This is a genomic window from Bacillus sp. FSL K6-2861, assembly GCF_038630725.1.
GTDB lineage: Bacteria > Bacillota > Bacilli > Bacillales > Bacillaceae > Bacillus > Bacillus velezensis.
Map to the genome: position 1 here is coordinate 742,865 of NZ_CP152037.1, position 17,984 is coordinate 760,848.

The following is a 17,984-nucleotide window of genomic DNA, read 5'->3' on the forward strand; positions in this document are numbered from 1 at the left end:
TTTTGGTCACAAAGGGCGCCAATCTCTCATATCTTACAGTAGATTTTGAAACCGGTGATAGAGAATCGGACAAATTATCGGGATGGTTTCTCTTATACGGGCGGTTTCGAATCCAATATTCACAGAGAAGAGGGGTAGAGATGAAAGCAGTCATTCTCTGCGGCGGAAAAGGAACGAGAATGAGCGAAATCACCAATGAACGTCCCAAACCGCTCGCCATGATAGGCGGCAAACCGATTCTATGGCATATTATGAAACTCTATCAATACTATGGCGTGAACGAATTTATCCTGCTTCTTGGTTTCAAAGGAGAGATGATTAAGGAATATTTCTTAGATTATGACTGGAAGAATCACAGCATGACGCTGGACAGCTCTACCGGAGAAGTACGGATATTGGGAAAATCCGAGCCGTGGAAAATCACTTTTTTAGACACGGGGGAACACACGCAGACAGCGGGGCGGCTTTTACAGGCAAAGGACATCATCGGTGATGAAACCTTTCTTATGACGTACGGGGACGGACTGGCCAACATCAACCTGTTTCATCTGATCAGCTATCATCAATCAAAAGGGGCAGCGGTGACCGTCACCGGTATAGAAAAGTCCTCGCAATTCGGAACGTTGACGGTTGAAGACGGCATGGCGAAAAGCTTTTCTGAAAAAACCTCGAGTGACGGCATCATCAACGGCGGATTTTTCGTACTCAGCCCGAAGGTATTTGATTATCTGCCGAAAGACAGGGATGTCATGTTTGAAGAAGAACCGCTGAAAGAGCTGGCGAAAGACGGCGAATTGGCGGTATACCGGCATTACGGTTTCTGGACGGCGATCGATACGTATAAAAACCTGCTGGAAATCAACAAGATGTGGGACCGGGGACAACATGTATGGAAGGTATGGTGATCAAGTTTGAGTTTCTGGAAAAATAAAAATGTGTTTGTGACGGGATGTACAGGTCTTTTAGGAAGCTGCTTGGTGAAGGAACTGATCGATCAGGGGGCCAATGTGACGGGACTTGTCCGTGACACTGTGCCCAAGTCGAACCTGTATCAGGGAGAACAAGTGAAGCAAATGAATATCGTGCAGGGTGCGCTTGAAGATCTGGATGTGATTGAGCGGGCGCTGGGCGAATATGAAATTGACACGGTCTTTCATTTAGCCGCTCAGGCGATCGTCGGCGTCGCAAACCGCAATCCGATTTCCACATTTGAAGCCAATATTCTCGGCACATGGAACATCCTTGAAGCGTGCCGCAGGCATCCGCTCATCAAGCGGGTGATCGTCGCGTCCAGTGATAAAGCGTACGGCGACCAGCCGACACTGCCGTACGATGAAAACATGCCTCTTCAGGGCAAACATCCGTATGACGTATCAAAAAGCTGTGCCGATTTGTTAAGCCACACATATTTTAATACGTACGGACTTCCGGTCTGTATTACGCGCTGCGGCAACTTGTACGGCGGCGGAGATTTGAACTTTAACCGGATTATTCCGCAGACGATTCAGCTCGTGCTGAACGGTGAAGCGCCGGAAATCCGCAGCGACGGCACATTTATCCGTGATTATTTTTACATCGAGGATGCGGTCGAGGCATACCTTTTGCTGGCGGAAAAGATGGAGGAGCTCAATCTTGCGGGAGAAGCGTTCAACTTCAGCAATGAGATTCAGCTGACGGTGCTGGAGCTTGTAGAAAAAATTCTTAAGGCCATGGACAGTGACCTCAAGCCGAAAGTGCTCAACCAGGGAAGCCATGAAATCAAGCACCAATATTTATCGGCGGAAAAGGCGAGGAAGCTTCTGAATTGGACGCCCGCGCATACCATTGATGAAGGATTGGAAAAAACGATCGAATGGTATAAAGCCTTTTTTCAAAAGTAACAGAAACAGAGGTGAGAGAAAGACGTGACAAGCGCATATTGCACAGTTTTATCAAAAGGAAGGCTGTATCAGGCTATCGCTTTGTTCGGCTCATTGAAAGCGGTTCAGGCGGACGCCCCCATTTTTACTTTGTGTATGGACCAAGACACCTATGACGTGCTTCAGGCAATGCGGCAGGATAATGTCACCTTGATTCAGGTGTCCGCACTGGAAAATGAGGAGCTCCTTGAACTGAAGCGGACGAGGGATCAGAGCGAATACTGCTGGACGGTGAAGCCGGTATTTCTCGAATTCGTGCTGGACGGACATCCGGAATTAGAGCGTGTCACGTACATTGATGCCGATTTGTTTTTCTTCGCTGATCCGCGCGCGATTTTTGACAATCAGCCGGATTGTTCGGTGCTTCTGTCACGGGGCGATATCGTCATTCCCTCATTTGGAAAACAGGAAATCGACATGCTGCAGCGTCTTTTAGGCCGGTATAATTCCGGTTTTCTCAGCTTCAAAACCGACAGTGCCGGTACAGATTGTCTCAGATGGTGGAAAGAACGCTGCCTGGAAGAATGCAAAAATGCGCCGGGCGAAGGAAAATTCGGAGATCAAGGCTACTTGGATTACATGTCCGGCCTGTTCCCGAATGTGTGTGACATCACCACGCCCGGCGTGAATATCGGCCATTGGAATTACGGCCGCCACACGTTTTCATGGAAGGACGGGCGTCTTGTGCTCGAAGACGGAAGTCCGCTGATTTTCTATCATTTCAGCGGATACCGGATCGTTACAGCCGGCGACATTCGGCAGATTCATGAGACGGACCGGACCGACCTGCCGTTTGTCCATCAGCTTTATCAGGATATTCTGAAGCGGGTGATCGGGACGGTCAGCGCCGTCTGCCCGGAGTTCAGCGGCTTTGCATCTGAGGATGATAACAAATAAATGATCATATACAGGAAGTGAACGAAAAGTGAAGGCAAGCGTCATTGTTCCCGCATATAATTCCAAGGAGCGGCTTTATAACAGCCTGCTGTCCCTGAATGAACAGGAATGCACAGAGCCGTTCGAAGTGATTGTGGCTGACAACGGTTCGGAAGACGGAACCTTATCCATGCTTGAATCATTCAGCGCGAATTTTCCGCTGATTTTTGTGAGAATTAAAGAAAACAGAGGGATCGCTTACGGACGGAATCAGGCGGTCCGCAATGCCAGAGGCGATATTTTGATCTTCCATGACAGCGACATGCTTGCCGAAAAGGATTTGGTGGCGAAGCATATCAAGGCTCATGAGAACCGGGACGATTTAGTCGTATGCGGTATGTTCTGGAAGCGGATTTACAGCTTTTATTATGACCGTTTTGAAAAAGAGCATAAAGAGAAACTCGCCGAACTGTATGAAGAGCTGCCGGGCGATAAAGAGCCGCTCCTTGATGAAAGTGACATCAGAGACGGAAGTTTTCTTGACCAATGCTTTGATTTAGATACCGACTTTATCCGTGTGCTGAAAAGCATTTTGGAAAAATACGGAGATGATTTGAAAGGCTACCGTCTGCCGTGGCGTTTTTTCATTACGAACAATTCGTCAGTCAAGAGACAGCACGTGGCAGATCTCGGGCTGTTTGATGAAGGCATTGTCAGATACGGCTTTGAAGATTATGATCTCGGCATCAGGCTTCATCAGTCGGGAATGAGATTTCAGCTGCGGCGCGATATCATGAGCGTCCATCAGGAGCATCCGAGCAACTGCGCTTCCGTTGATGATATCAGGGCGAATATCGCGTACATGTGCGACAAGTACAATGACATTCGTTCGCTTGACGTGCACCTCGCGTTTAACGGCCCGTTTGACGCGGAGTTAACCAACAGCATGATGGCAGACATCGAAGTGCTGCTTGATTATGAGAAATATGAAAGCCTGCTGCACATTTTTCTCGAGCTGCTGCACGCGGTTAAAGACCGCAACCTCGACCCGGACTGGAAGACGAAAAGCCCGCGGATCACGGCGAACAGCTTCAATCTGCCGGAGGTCGGAAAGCTTTTGGCAAAAGCGGAAAAAAAGCTGGGCGTCACGCACTTTGCAAGGGCGTTCAAAGCGCTGGCTGCTGATTTACTGCATGTGGATCTTAAATAAATTGGATGTGATATGGTGAGTAAATATCATTTTTCAACCATTGTTTCCAGAACGCATATCTTTAAACTGATGCCGATGATTCATTCTCTCCATGAGCATTGCCGGGATTTTCATCTGTATGTGCTGTGTGTCGACCAGAAAGCGTACGAACTGCTTCAGCAGGTGCCGTGGGAACATGTCACGGCGGTTCAGCTCCATGAAATGGAGGACCCGGAGCTGCTTGAAGCAAAGGGCGGACGGACGTTTCATGAATATTGCTGGACGCTGAAACCGGCATTTCTGTTCCATGTGATGACGGAGTATGATGGAGCCGAATATTTTGCCCACTTGGACACCGATCTCTTTTTCTTCTCAGATGCGGGCGAGCTGTTTGCGGAAAAGCCGGATGCTTCCCTTTTTCTGACGGATCACCGCAATTCAGAACGGTTTGCGTCTTATTACAAGCTGACGGGGCAGTACAACACCGGGTTTGTCGGCGCGCGGAATACCGGGGAAGCGTATCGGGCGGTCTGGCAGTGGAGACAGGATTGCATCTCCTATTGTACGGTGGAGATGAATGAAGAAAAAAAGACATACGGTGACCAAAGGTATGTTGAAAAGTGGCCCGCGCAGTTTGAAGACGTTCATGTCACGGAGTCGATCGGCGCGAATGCGGCGCTGTGGAATATTGAGCAATATGATGTCAGCCTGCGCGGCGGGGCTGTATATGTCAATAACACCCCGCTGATTTTTTATCATTTTTCAGGCTTTACGCTCGTCACGGAGAACGAATTCAATCTGTGCTGGTACTATCACATTGATGACGAGGCGACAGTCAATATGATTTACGTGCCGTACATCAAAAACGTAAAAAAATGGATTGATGAAATTCAAAAAGCGTTTCCTGATTTCAGAGACGGGTTTATTCCGAAATACGCGGTTCCTGATACTCATTTTTATACGGTTGAAACATAAAATCCCTGCCTTTTCGGCAGGGATTGTTTTTATGAATGCCATTCTTTTAATGTTTTGTCGCTCGGCAGGACAAAGGCGAGCAGACCTAAAACGGGCAGAAAGGCGACGGCTGTCATGGTCGGCGTCAATCCCGCTGAATCAATAAGAGCTCCGAGCGCAACGGCTCCGATCGCGCCCATTCCGAAGGCGAGCCCGACCGTAAGCCCTGACATCGTTCCGATTTTGCCTGGAACAAGCTCCTGCGCGTAGACAACAGTCACGGAGAAGCTGGACATCAGAACAACACCGATCAGCGCCAGTACGCCATAGGCGATGACAGGTCCCGCAAACGGAAGGAAAATCGTCAATGGAGCCGATGCTATCATCGAAACGATGATGACGTTCCGCTTTCCGAAACGGTCTGCAAGCGGCCCGCCGAGAAACGTTCCGACAGCTCCGAAAAATAAAAAGACGAAGATGTAGCTCTGTGCCTGCTGAATGCTGACATGATAGGCATTCATCGCATAGAACGTATAAAAGTTGCCGATCGCGCTCACATACCAGGAGCGCGCGAAAATTAAGAAGATAATCATGATAAGGGCGAGAATAATCGGTTTTGTAATCACGGTCTGCACAGCGGAGGCCGGTGATTTTTTACTTACGGCCCGCAAATGAATAAGGCGGCCTTTATACCATTTGGCGATATAAATGAGAAACAGAACAGCGATTGCGGCGACTAGCGTAAACCAGACAGAGCCGAATTGACCGAGCGGAACGAGAATCAGCGCGGTAATCAAGGGCGCCATCGCCTGGCCGGTATTCCCTCCGACTTGGTAAATCGATTGCGCCAAGCCGCGCTTTTCGCCGGCGGCCATGTAGGCGACACGCGATCCTTCAGGATGAAAGACGGCGGAGCCAAGGCCGATAAAAAAGACACAGCATAAAATCGTCAGAAAAGACGGGGCGAACGCGAGACCTAAAATGCCGAGCATGCTTGCGGTGAGTCCGAGCGGCAAGGCATACGGCATCGGGCGTTTATCCGTATACCAGCCGATGACGGGCTGCATCACGGAAGACACCATATTCAGCGTAAAGGCGATAATTCCGAGCTGCGTAAATGTAAGATTCATGGAACGTTCCAATATCGGAAACATCGCCGGAATCACCGCTTGCAGTGAATCGTTCAGCAGATGACAGATCCCGATAATGAACAAAATAGAATACATGGTTGTCTCGGGACGATGGACAGGTTTTTCTTTAAGCGGGGCGGCAATTGCCAAAGTGATTCTCCTCCTTTTTATGTAAACGAAGCATACACCATATTATTCATATGGTGAATGAATTATCAAGTGCAAAAAAGGCTCTTCTTTCTCAAACAGAAAAAAGAGCCTCCCTTTTTATTTATTTAACAAACTGTGTTTTCTCGAATACATCATATAAACGACGATCCCGGCGGCGATCCAGATGACAAAGGCGAGCCATGTCACGCCCGGCAGGCTGCTTGCGAGATACAGGCATAAGCATGCGCTGATGATCGGCACAAAAGGCACGAAAGGAACACGGAAGGAAGATTTGATCTCCGGATGTTTCTTTCTTAAAACGATGACGGCGATCGCAATGACCGTAAAGGCCGCCAAGGTTCCCATGTTGACGAGATGCGCCAAGGTTCCCAGATCAATAAAACCCGCGATCCCGGCGGCAGCGATCCCCGTCACCCATGTGTTTTGAAACGGTGTTTTAAAACGCGGGTGAACCTTGGAAAACATGCGGGGCAAAAGGCCGTCTCTGCTCATCGCAAATGTAAGGCGCACCTGAGCGTAAAGCAGAGCGAGCATGACCGTTGTAATCCCGATAATCGCGCCGACGGAAATAATGCCTGCTATCTTGTTCTGGCCGACAAATTGGAGCGCGAAAGATACCGGATCCCCGACATTCAGCTTAGTGTACGAAAGCATTCCCGTCAGGACGAGCGATACCGTAATGTAAAGGACGGTGCAGATGGCGAGCGCGCCGATGATTCCGACCGGCATTGATTTCTGCGGGTTTTTCACTTCTTCCGACGCGTTTGACACGGCATCAAATCCGAGATACGCGAAGAAAACGGTCGCGGCGCTCGTGATGACGCCTTTCATTCCGAACGGCATAAACGGCGACCAGTTTTCCGGTTTCACGTAGCCGAAACCGACGATGATAAACAGCAGAATGATCGCAATTTTCATCAATACAATGACATTGTTAAAGCGGGTGCTTTCTTTCACGCCCCTTGAAACAATCGCGGTAATGACCAAAATAATGATAACGGCCGGCAGGTTGAACACGGCACCCGTTTTGCTGCCGGGTGCGGCGGTCAGCGCCTCCGGAAGATGCAGCCCGAAGCCCGCAAGAAGCGACTGGAAATAGGATGACCAGCCGGTTGCGACGGCGGCGAGCGCGATGACATATTCAAGCATTAAGTCCCATCCGATTAAAAACGCGAGACACTCCCCGAGAGTGACATATGAATACGTATATACGCTGCCTGAAATCGGAATGGATGAAGAAAATTCCGCATAACAAAACGCGGCGAGCGCGCAGGCAAGGCCCGCGAGCACAAACGACAGAATCAAAGCCGGTCCTGCGCCTGTCGCGGCCACAGTCCCGGTAATCACAAAAATCCCCGTGCCGACAACACAGCCGATTCCGAGCAAAACCAAGTCAAAAGCGCTTAACGAGCGGGACAGGCTGGTCTGTTTGCTCTGGGCCTTTAAGTCGGCCAGCGGCTTTTTCCGAAATAGTAAAGACATATGGGTCCTCCTGAAAATTCATAATATTCTTATCATTATATACACTGACGTTTGTATTATATTGTCGAAATTTCTCGCAGTCAATTAAAGAATTTTCCACTTTAAAAGGACAAAGCTAAAAAGCGTCGATGCACGGAAGGAACGGGAATTTTATTGTGAAATAGTTCAATTTTCTCACCTTAAGACCGATACAAAAGATGACTCATCAACTAATTTCAAGTTTCGGTGAAAGGGAGATGTTTTACATGTTTCAATATGAAGAACTAAATAAGCAGTTTATCGGCGGCCGATGGAGGGATGGGAGCAGCCGGAACGTATTGGAAAACAGAAATCCTTATACTCAAAAAGTCATCACCTCATTCCAAAAAGCGACGTCTGATGACGTGGATGCGGCATATCGCGCCGCGGCTCTTGCGAAACAAGAATGGGACAAAGTAAACCCTTTTAAAAAGCGGGCCATTTTGGAAAAAGCCGTTTCTTTCATTGAAGAGCACGAAGAAGCGATTATTTACTTAATCATGGAGGAGCTTGGCGGAACACGGCTGAAGGCTGAGTTTGAAATCGGACTTGTCAAAAATATGATAAAAGAAGCCGCAACATTTCCGGTGCGGATGGAAGGGAAAATTCTCCCGTCCACGATTGACGGAAAAGAAAACAGGCTGTACAGAATACCCGCAGGAGTCGTGGGGGTGATCAGCCCGTTTAATTTCCCGTTTTTCCTTTCGATGAAATCTGTTGCGCCGGCACTCGGCGCGGGGAACGGCGTCGTGCTGAAGCCTCATGAAGAAACACCGATCTGCGGCGGAACGCTTATCGCGAAAATTTTTGAAGCGGCCGGCGTACCGGACGGGCTGCTGAATGTTATCGTGACGGATATCGGGGAGATCGGCGACAGCTTTGTTGAGCATCCCGTCCCGCGGATAATCTCATTTACAGGCTCAACCGGAGTGGGCAGCTATATCGGACAGCTTGCGGTCAAACACTTTAAAAAACCGCTGTTGGAGCTTGGCGGAAACAGCGCGCTGATCGTGCTAGAGGATGCTGATCTTGAATACGCCGTCAATGCGGCCGTATTCAGCCGGTTTACGCATCAAGGCCAGATCTGTATGTCGGCGAACCGCGTGCTCGTTCACACATCTGTATATGACAAATTTACAGAGCTTTACGAAGCGAAAGTGTCATCGCTGAAAGTCGGCGATCCGATGGACCCTGATACGGTTATCGGCCCTTTAATCAATGAGAGACAGGCGGAAGGTCTGAGACGGTCTGTCGAAAAAGCGATAGAAGAGGGAGCGGTTCCGGTGCTGTCCGGCCGATTCAGCGGAACGGTCGCTGAGCCCGTCATTTTAAAAGATGTGAAGCCTGAGATGAGCATTGCGAAGGAGGAGCTGTTCGGACCGGCCGTCTGCATCATGCCGTTTGAAACGGAGGATGAAGCGGTAAGCATCGCAAACGCGACACCGTTCGGTTTAAGCGGAGCCGTGCATACGGCAAACGTTGAGCGCGGCGTTGAGTTTGCTAAGCGGATCGAAACCGGCATGATTCACGTCAACGATACGACCATTAATGATGAACCGAACGTCGCGTTCGGCGGCGAGAAGCAATCAGGTCTCGGCAGGCTGAACGGCGAATGGAGCCTAGAAGAATTCACCACGCTGAAATGGATTTCGGTTCAGCATGAAAAACGGCAATTCCCATATTAAGAAGGAGTGAAAGAAATGAGTATACAGACGGAGCAGCAAACGCACAGCCTGCTTGACGCATTTGTCAAAGTTGCGCCTTTTTTAAACAGCCTGATCCAAGATGACATCACCATCGGAATTTATGATACAGAAAAATTAATCGTGAATATTCCGGCTAAAACGTTTTCTCTTAACGTAAAGCCGGGAGACCCGCTGCAAAAAGGGGACATCATTACAGACGCGATCCGCATGAATCAGAAGAAGACAAGCATGGTGCCGAAAGAGCTCTTCGGATTTCCGCTGATCGCCAGAGCGATTCCGCTTCATGATGAAAACGGAAAAGTCATCGGCGGCGTCGGTCTCGGCACGAGCCTTGAAAAATCAGCCAAGCTTCATGATGTCGCTGAAAGCCTGTCCGCCGTCGTGGAACAGACCGCTTCGGCCATCGCGGATATCTCAGAATCCATCAGCGGTTTCTCAGCACAGATGACCGGAATTTCCGCTCAGGCGAAACAAGTCAGTGAAAGCGCGGGAGAAATCGCCGACATTTCCGTCACTGTCAAGGGCATCTCGGATCAAAGCAATCTGCTCGGTTTGAATGCGGCCATTGAAGCCGCGAGAGCAGGAGAATCCGGCAAGGGCTTTTCCGTGGTGGCGGATGAGATCCGCAAGCTTGCCACTCATTCAAAAGACAACGTCGGCCAAATTGACCAGATTACGAAAAAAATCCACAGCCTGCTGAAAGGGCTGGAGGACTCAATTGAATCCATCAACCAGAATACAAACGGCCAAGCGGCGGCGGTTGAACAAATTTCTGCCACGATGCAGGAAATTTCGGGAAGCGCCCAGCATTTAGCGAAAATGGCTGAAAACGTACTCGGAGAGTCATAAAAAAAGGGAGCTTACGGGCTCCTTTTTTGTTTTTCCTTTATCAATCTGAAACTGCACTTACACGTTTGATCCGTCATGCTAAAGGGGTACACATACGAATACATCACCAATGATAAAGGAGAGTCTTGTATGTCTGATGCAAATCTGCACAACCCGCTGACGAAATATGATCATGATGAATTTCCAAAACAATATCAAGAACCGCCCGGTTTGCAGAAAGAGATGAAGCCTGTGCCGGACTGCGGTGAAACGAGCTATAAAGGAGCCGGCAAGCTGAAGGGAAGAAAAGCCCTCGTCACCGGCGGCGATTCAGGTATCGGCCGGGCCGCCGCGATTGCTTATGCCCGGGAAGGGGCGGATGTGGCGATTAACTATCTGCCTGAGGAACAGCCGGATGCCGAAGAAGTGAAAGCGTTAATTGAAAAAGAGGGAAGAAAAGCCGTTCTGCTGCCGGGAGATTTAAGCGATGAAGCGTTTTGCGGAGAATTGGCGGAAAAAGCGTATCAAGAGCTTGGCGGTCTTGACACGCTCGCTCTTGTCGCCGGCAAACAGCAGGCAGTGGATGATATCAGCGATCTTGCCACAGAACAAATCTATCAAACATTTGAAGTCAACGTATTCTCGCTGTATTGGCTCGTCAAAGCCGCGCTTCTGTATCTGCCGGAAGGCGCGTCTATTATCACGACAACGTCCGTAGAAGGTTATAATCCAAGCCCGATGCTGTTGGATTATGCCGCGACGAAACATGCCATTATCGGTTTTACCGTCGGCTTAGGAAAACAGCTGGCGAATAAAGGAATCAGAGTCAACTCGGTAGCGCCGGGGCCGATCTGGACGCCTCTGCAGATTTCGGGAGGACAGCCCGGTGAAAACATTCCGAAATTCGGCAAGGAAACACCGGCCGTTCCATTAAAGCGCGCCGGACAGCCGGCGGAGCTAGCAGGGATTTATGTCTTTTTGGCCTCAGAAGAATCGAGCTATGTGACATCCCAGATTTACAGTGTAAGCGGAGGAATTCCGACAGCGTAATGAATAAGGAGCTGCCCTTCATACGGGGCAGCTCTTTTTTTCGATGTTATGTGCCGAGCACGTTTTGATTATACAGGACACTCGGATGTGACGGATGATAGGAGGCGGCTTTGTCGTTATGAATCTTCGCTTTTTCTCTGTCGCCGAGCTGCCAGTGGCAGACGCAGAGCTGCAGATGGGGATACCAGGTGGAATATTCGAGCTGGGTAAAGCCTGCATCACTGCTTTTGGCGGATAGGGCGAGCTCATACCAAAACACACCCTGCCGGTATTGCCGTTTCTCCGCAAAATAGTCGCCGAGCCTGCAGCAGAACTCCGGCCGCGGACAATCGATCAGAAATGATTTTAAGAGAGACGTCATGGCGGCCTCTTCATGGCCGACCGCCCTGTAGCAATCGGATAGATATTGGCACGTTCTGATCTCGTCTTCGATCCAGCACTGTTTTGTGGAAAGAAAATGGTGATAATACGTGATGGCGCGCTGATACTGGCCGTGATCCTTTAATTCATTCGCGAAGTAAAACAAATCGCGCGGTGTCATCGTTTCACTGTTTTCCGCCATTTTCTCATAAATCTTCAAGTTGCGGTCTGAGGGAGGCGAGTGCTTTTTCTCGGATTTCCGGTGTGTGACGGCAATATCGGTTTCTATGATGTTTCCGTATACTTCAAGATACTCATGCACGGCTCCGATCCAGCGGAACCCTTTTTCACGCTTGACGAGTCGGTTGCGGCGGTATCTGAAGCTGACCTCTCCCCGTGCATCAAAGCCGACGTGATAATACATGGATACCGCGTCCACCTCTTTTGAAAGCGACGCCTTCAGTTCAATCAGCTTTTCACGGTCCTTTTCCGTCAATATATCGTCGGCGTCCAGCCACAGAATATAATCCATTTCCGCTTTCGAAAACACAAAGTTACGGGCGGCCGCAAAGTGATCGATCCATTCAAAATCATAAATCTTATCCGTATAACGGGCCGCGATTTCTTTCGTCCGGTCGGTCGAGCCCGTATCAGCAATCACAATTTCATCCGCAATGTCTTTGACGGAATCAAGACAGCCCGCAAGCACTTCCTCTTCATTTTTCACGATAACGCACAAACTGACGCTGATCATGTCATCACCTCTTCACCTCCAGTGTATAAAAGGAGAGGCGGAAACATTCTTCGGACAAAATGATCTCTTCCAAGAAATTTGTCTGTCCTTTTACTAGTTTTATTCCAGCGCCTGATTTAAAATGAACACATGAACTTACGTGAGGATTGATAGGGACCATGAGCATCATAAAAGCGGAAAACCTTTATAAAACATACGGAGATAAGACATTATTCGACCATATCTCCTTTCATATTGAAGAGAATGAAAGAATCGGTTTAATCGGCCCGAACGGAACGGGGAAGTCTACGCTTCTGAAAACCATTGCCGGCCTTGAATCAACGGAGGAAGGCGAGATTACGGCCTCAGGAAACGTGCATATTGAGTTTTTGCATCAGGACCCTGATCTTCCGGCCGGACAAACCGTTCTTGAACATATTTATTCCGGCGGATCAGCCGTCATGAGAACGATGAGAGAATACGAAAAAGCGCTTCAGGCGCTGAATGAAGAACCGGAAAATGACCAGCGCCAGAAACAGCTGCTTGATGCGCAGGCCCGAATGGATGCGAATGATGCGTGGGAGGCGAATACGTTAGCCAAAACGGTTTTAACCAAACTTGGCGTCACCGATCTGATGAAGGATGTCAGCGAGCTGTCCGGCGGCCAGAGAAAGCGCGTCGCGATTGCGAAAAACGTCATCCAGCCGGCTGACCTGCTCATTTTGGATGAACCGACAAACCACTTGGACAATGAAACGATTGAATGGCTGGAAGGCTACTTATCGCAATATCCGGGCGCCGTTATGCTTGTCACGCACGACAGATATTTTCTGAACAGGGTGACGAACAGAATTTACGAGCTTGAGAGAGGCAGCCTTTATACGTATAAAGGAAACTATGAAGTATTCCTGGAAAAACGGGCCGAACGGGAAGCGCTGGCGGAGCAGAAAGAAACAAAACGTCAAAACCTCCTGCGCCGCGAATTGGCGTGGCTCAGAAGAGGGGCGAAAGCGCGCTCGACGAAACAAAAAGCGAGAGTGGACAGAGCGGAGGCGCTCAAAGAGCAAAAAGGGCCGGCAGTCTCCGGATCACTCGATTTCGCGATCGGTTCCCACCGTCTCGGAAAACAGGTGATCGAAGCCGATAACGTCGCCATTACCTATAACGGCCAAGCGCTGATCAGCCGGTTTAATGAGCTTGTCATCCCGGGGGAACGAATCGGCATCATCGGGCCGAACGGAATCGGGAAAACGACACTTTTAAACAGCCTCGCCGGCAGAATTCAGCCTGACAGCGGCAGTATCACCATCGGGCAGACGGTCCGGATCGGCTACTACACCCAGGACCACAGCGAAATGAACGGTGATATGAAAGTCATTGAATATATAAAAGAGACGGCTGAAATCGTCAAAACGGCGGAAGGCGATGTCATCACCGCGGAACAAATGCTTGAGCGTTTTCTGTTCCCGCGTCCGATGCAGCAGACATATATCAGAAAGCTGTCGGGCGGGGAAAAGCGCCGTCTGTACTTGCTGAATGTACTGATGCAGGAACCGAATGTGCTGTTTTTAGATGAGCCGACCAATGATCTGGACACAGAAACATTAAGCGTGCTCGAGGATTATATCGAACAGTTCCCAGGCGTCGTCATCACCGTATCCCATGACCGCTATTTCCTTGACCGCGTCATTGACCGCCTGATCGTATTTGAAGGACAAGGCGTCATTTCCCGTTTCCAAGGTTCGTACAGTGAATACATGGAATACGCAAAAGCGAAGAAGACGGCGGTAAAACAGCCGGCCGAAGAGAAAAAGGCGGAGGAAGAGCCGAAGAAAAAGCGCAAAAAGCTTTCATATAAGGATCAGATCGAATGGGACGGCATCGAAGACAAAATCGCCGGCCTTGAAGAAAAGCATCAGCGTCTGGAAGCGGAAATCGCTGAAGCGGGAAGTGATTTCGGAAAGATTCAAGAACTGATGGCCGAACAGGCAAAAACGGCTGAAGAGCTTGAAGCGGCGATGGAGCGCTGGACCGAATTGTCACTGATGATTGAAGAACTTGAGAATTAAGAAAAGCCGGTACGGCCCCCGAGAAAGATGGCGGGTCATTCCGGCTTTTTTTATCTTACACAGATGTCTCCCGGCGCTTTAAAGACAAACGTTTTGTCCAAGCAAAGTTTATCAGGCATAAAAAGTTAACGTTTACGTTAAGGTTCAAATGGTGTATAATAGAAACAGATACGACAAGAGGGGGATTCACCTTGGAATGGATGAAGATTGATCAAGTTGCCAAGCGAAGCGGATTGACAAAACGAACCATTCGTTTTTACGAGGAGATTGGTTTGATTCCTGCTCCTAAACGGACAGAAGGCGGCGTCCGGCTTTACTCTGAAGATGATATGGAGGAGCTCGAAAAAGTCACCAGCACAAAAGAAGTGCTCGGTTTTTCCCTTCAGGAGCTTCAGCAGTTTATGGAGATGAGCCGTCAGCTGGAATTAAACAAAGAGGGGTACTTGTTGTCACTGGATCTGAAGGAACGGAAAGAAAAGCTGGAAGAGATTCAGCACGCTTTGAACCACCAGCTTGAGATGATTGATGAGAAGATCAGCACATTTCAGCATTTTAAAACGCGCCTTAACGGAATGAAAGAAAAAGCTGACCGCGCCATTCAATCAATCGAATGATTTTGCTGTAAACGCTATGGATATAGCGTTTCTTTTAATGGATGAAACAGGAGGTCTGGTCAAATGGATACATCATCACAACAGAAAACAGGCTTATTCAGCCAGCCGAAAGCCGTTTGGGCGGTTGCGTTTGCCTGTGTTATTTCCTTTATGGGAATCGGTCTTGTCGATCCGATTCTTCCGGCGATCGCCGCACAATTACATGCTTCACCTAGTGAAGTATCTCTGTTATTTACAAGTTATTTGCTCGTTACCGGTTTTATGATGTTTTTCTCCGGCGCGATTTCCAGCCGGATCGGCGCAAAATGGACGCTGCTTCTCGGACTTATTTTTATCATCGTGTTTGCCGCTCTCGGCGGAAGCTCAAGTTCAATCGCTCAGCTTGTCGGCTATCGCGGCGGCTGGGGGCTTGGGAATGCTCTCTTTATTTCAACCGCGCTTGCCGTCATTGTCGGGGTATCAGTCGGCGGCAGCGCCAAAGCCATTATTCTGTATGAGGCTGCGCTCGGTTTGGGGATTTCCGTCGGGCCGCTTGCCGGCGGAGAGCTTGGCAGCATCTCATGGCGCGCTCCGTTCTTCGGAGTATCTGTCCTTATGTTCATAGCGCTTTGCGCGATTTCACTCATGCTGCCGAAGCTGCCGAAACCGGCGAAACGCGTCGGTGTGTTTGATGCGATGAAGGCGCTCAAATATAAAGGCCTTTTGACAATGGCAGTATCTGCATTCTTATACAACTTTGGATTTTTTATTTTGCTTGCTTATTCTCCGTTCGTGCTGGATTTAGATGAACACGGCCTTGGATATGTCTTCTTCGGCTGGGGGTTATTGCTGGCAATTACGTCAGTCTTTACGGCGCCGCTCGTGCACAAAGCGCTGAGAACAGTGGGTTCGCTCGTCGTTCTCTTTATCGCCTTTGCGGTCATTCTCATCGTCATGGGGATCTGGACTGACCATCAGACGTTGATCATTACATGTATCGTTGTCGCCGGTGCTGTTCTCGGTATGGTGAATACGATCATGACAACCGCTGTGATGGGTTCTGCGCCGGTTGAACGTTCAATCGCGTCTTCAGCCTACAGCTCAGTCCGTTTTATCGGCGGTGCGCTCGCTCCGTGGATTGCGGGGATGCTGTCAGAACACTTCACCGCAAGCACTCCATATACAGTAGGCGGGATCGTCGTTTTTGTCGGCATGCTTGTCCTTCTCATGGGACGCAAACATCTCGCCGGAATAAAAGCCGGACATTAAGAAAAAAAGGAACTTCCGCACAGGCGGGAGTTCCTTTTTGTGTTTACAGCACTTTCGTCGTCCAAGATTCACAATTCCATGTTTCCGTCGCGATATCCATGTAGAACTCGGGTTCGTGGGAAATCAGCAGAATGGAGCCTTTGTATTCTTTCAGCGCGCGTTTCAGCTCTTCTTTCGCATCGACATCCAGGTGGTTTGTCGGTTCGTCAAGCACGAGCAGGTTTGTTTCTGAATTGATCAGCTTGCACAGTCTGACCTTCGCTTTTTCTCCTCCGCTGAGAACGGAGACGCGGCTTTCAATGTGTTTGGTCGTCAGGCCGCATTTGGCGAGGGCGGCGCGGATTTCGTACTGGGTAAAGGAAGGAAATTCGCTCCACACTTCTTCGATGCACGTATTGTTATTGGTTTCTTTCACTTCCTGCTCGAAATAGCCCGTGTATTGATGCTCGCCCCGTTCCACCGTGCCTTCCAGCGGCTGGATTTCACCGAGCAGGCTCTTTAACAGCGTCGTCTTCCCGATGCCGTTTGCGCCGTACAGGGCGACTTTCTGTCCGCGCTCCATTCTGAGATTGAGCGGGCGTGACAGCGGAGTATCGTAGCCGATGACTAAGTCCTTCGTTTCAAAAATGAGCTTGCCTGACGTTCTCGCAGGCTTGAAATGGAATTCCGGTTTCGGTTTTTCGGCCGCCAGTTCAATCATATCCATCTTATCAAGCTTTTTCTGGCGGGACATCGCCATATTTCTCGTGCTGACCCGCGCTTTGTTGCGGGCGACGAAATCTTTCAGCTCAGCCACTTCCTGCTGCTGTTTTTTATAGGCGGCTTCGAGCTGCTGCTTTTTCACTTCGTAGACTTCCATAAACTGATGGTAGTCGCCGACATAACGAGTCAGCTCCTGATTTTCCACATGATAAATCAAATTGATCACGCTGTTTAAAAACGGAATGTCGTGAGAAATTAAGATGAACGCATTTTCATATTCCTGCAAATAGCGTTTCAGCCATTCAATATGCTGCTCATCAAGGTAGTTGGTCGGTTCGTCCAACAGAAGAATTTCCGGTTTTTCTAAAAGCAGTTTGGCGAGCAGCACTTTCGTCCGCTGTCCGCCGCTTAAATCAGTGACGTCGCGGTCAAGTCCGACATCCTGCAGGCCGAGGCCGCGGGCGATTTCTTCAACTTTGCTGTCAATCACATAGAAATCATTGTTTGTCAGGGCATCTTGAATGACACCGACATCTTCAAGCAGCTGCTCAAGCTCATCAGGGTCCGCTTCGCCCATTTTGTTGTAAATCTCATTCATTTCCTCTTCCATCGCAAATAAGTAATGGAACGCATCTTTCAGCACGTCGCGGATCGTTTTTCCTTTTTCAAGCACGGTATGCTGATCGAGGTAGCCGACACGCACGTTTTTCGCCCATTCAACCTTACCCTCATCAGGCTCAAGTTTTCCGGTAATAATATTCATAAACGTTGATTTACCTTCGCCGTTTGCTCCGATTAAGCCGACGTGCTCCCCTTTTAAAAGACGGAACGATACATTGTTAAAAAGCGCACGGTCACCAAAGCCGTGGCTTAAATCTTTTACGGATAAAATACTCATCATTACACCTCTATCGTTATCAGACACGCTTTATTTA

General features: G+C 49.2%; 15 protein-coding genes. 11 read left to right on the top strand and 4 right to left on the bottom strand.

Annotated elements, in window-relative coordinates; genetic code table 11:
- The first annotated feature begins 140 nt into the window (after positions 1-140).
- Genes NYE62_RS03685 through NYE62_RS03705 form a run of 5 tightly spaced genes read left to right on the top strand, consistent with a single transcriptional unit; the run spans position 141 to position 4,959 of the window.
- Entirely contained in the window at positions 141-905 is a 765-nt protein-coding gene (locus NYE62_RS03685; protein WP_015417001.1) for a glucose-1-phosphate cytidylyltransferase, read from the top strand.
- Positions 906-911: 6 nt separating this feature from the next.
- The gene (locus tag NYE62_RS03690; RefSeq protein ID WP_012117042.1) at positions 912-1,880 is read left to right on the top strand and encodes a GDP-mannose 4,6-dehydratase; all 969 of its coding nucleotides are present in this window, start codon (positions 912-914) and stop codon (positions 1,878-1,880) included.
- A gap of 24 nt (positions 1,881-1,904) precedes the next feature.
- The gene (locus tag NYE62_RS03695; protein ID WP_007408949.1) at positions 1,905-2,816 is read left to right on the top strand and encodes a putative nucleotide-diphospho-sugar transferase; all 912 of its coding nucleotides are present in this window, start codon (positions 1,905-1,907) and stop codon (positions 2,814-2,816) included.
- A 28-nt stretch (positions 2,817-2,844) separates the two neighbouring features.
- Entirely contained in the window at positions 2,845-4,005 is a 1,161-nt protein-coding gene (locus NYE62_RS03700; RefSeq protein ID WP_020955479.1) for a glycosyltransferase, read from the top strand.
- Between the two features lie 15 nt (positions 4,006-4,020).
- Entirely contained in the window at positions 4,021-4,959 is a 939-nt protein-coding gene (locus NYE62_RS03705) for a putative nucleotide-diphospho-sugar transferase (RefSeq protein WP_095352327.1), read from the top strand.
- Between the two features lie 29 nt (positions 4,960-4,988).
- Here the strand turns inward: NYE62_RS03705 and NYE62_RS03710 are convergent, their stop codons facing one another.
- Positions 4,989-6,218 carry an MFS transporter gene (locus tag NYE62_RS03710; protein WP_007408952.1) on the bottom strand — a complete coding sequence of 410 codons (1,230 nt, stop codon included), beginning with the start codon at positions 6,216-6,218 and terminating at the stop codon, positions 4,989-4,991.
- Between the two features lie 117 nt (positions 6,219-6,335).
- Positions 6,336-7,721 carry an amino acid permease gene (locus tag NYE62_RS03715; protein ID WP_031379282.1) on the bottom strand — a complete coding sequence of 462 codons (1,386 nt, stop codon included), beginning with the start codon at positions 7,719-7,721 and terminating at the stop codon, positions 6,336-6,338.
- A 245-nt stretch (positions 7,722-7,966) separates the two neighbouring features.
- Here NYE62_RS03715 and NYE62_RS03720 point away from each other — a divergent pair, with 245 nt between their 5' ends.
- The 3 genes from NYE62_RS03720 to NYE62_RS03730 all read left to right on the top strand — a co-directional run bounded on the left by NYE62_RS03720 (position 7,967) and on the right by NYE62_RS03730 (position 11,323).
- Positions 7,967-9,424 carry an aldehyde dehydrogenase family protein gene (locus NYE62_RS03720; protein WP_007408954.1) on the top strand — a complete coding sequence of 486 codons (1,458 nt, stop codon included), beginning with the start codon at positions 7,967-7,969 and terminating at the stop codon, positions 9,422-9,424.
- Positions 9,425-9,439: 15 nt separating this feature from the next.
- Positions 9,440-10,294 carry a methyl-accepting chemotaxis protein gene (locus tag NYE62_RS03725; RefSeq protein ID WP_007408955.1) on the top strand — a complete coding sequence of 285 codons (855 nt, stop codon included), beginning with the start codon at positions 9,440-9,442 and terminating at the stop codon, positions 10,292-10,294.
- Positions 10,295-10,423: 129 nt separating this feature from the next.
- A complete protein-coding gene (locus NYE62_RS03730) occupies positions 10,424-11,323 on the top strand; it encodes an SDR family oxidoreductase (RefSeq protein ID WP_095352318.1) in 900 nt (299 codons plus the stop codon).
- Positions 11,324-11,369: 46 nt separating this feature from the next.
- On the opposite strand, the gene NYE62_RS03735 is transcribed toward NYE62_RS03730, so the two are convergent.
- Positions 11,370-12,437 (bottom strand): glycosyltransferase family 2 protein, encoded by a 1,068-nt coding sequence (locus NYE62_RS03735; protein WP_007609987.1) that lies wholly within the window; start codon positions 12,435-12,437, stop codon positions 11,370-11,372.
- Between the two features lie 158 nt (positions 12,438-12,595).
- On the opposite strand from NYE62_RS03735, the gene NYE62_RS03740 reads away from it, so the two are divergent.
- The 3 genes from NYE62_RS03740 to NYE62_RS03750 all read left to right on the top strand — a co-directional run bounded on the left by NYE62_RS03740 (position 12,596) and on the right by NYE62_RS03750 (position 16,347).
- A complete protein-coding gene (locus NYE62_RS03740) occupies positions 12,596-14,485 on the top strand; it encodes an ABC-F family ATP-binding cassette domain-containing protein (RefSeq protein WP_039252364.1) in 1,890 nt (629 codons plus the stop codon).
- A 191-nt stretch (positions 14,486-14,676) separates the two neighbouring features.
- Positions 14,677-15,099: a MerR family transcriptional regulator gene (locus tag NYE62_RS03745; protein WP_039252362.1), complete on the top strand. Its 423-nt coding sequence runs from the start codon at positions 14,677-14,679 to the stop codon at positions 15,097-15,099.
- Between the two features lie 63 nt (positions 15,100-15,162).
- Positions 15,163-16,347, top strand: coding sequence for an MFS transporter (locus NYE62_RS03750; RefSeq protein WP_144464601.1), 1,185 nt, complete (start codon positions 15,163-15,165; stop codon positions 16,345-16,347).
- A gap of 43 nt (positions 16,348-16,390) precedes the next feature.
- Here NYE62_RS03750 and NYE62_RS03755 read toward each other — a convergent pair whose 3' ends face one another.
- Complete coding sequence (locus NYE62_RS03755) at positions 16,391-17,947, bottom strand: ABC-F family ATP-binding cassette domain-containing protein (RefSeq protein WP_012117051.1); 1,557 nt, start codon at positions 17,945-17,947, stop codon at positions 16,391-16,393.
- Positions 17,948-17,984 lie beyond the last annotated feature (37 nt).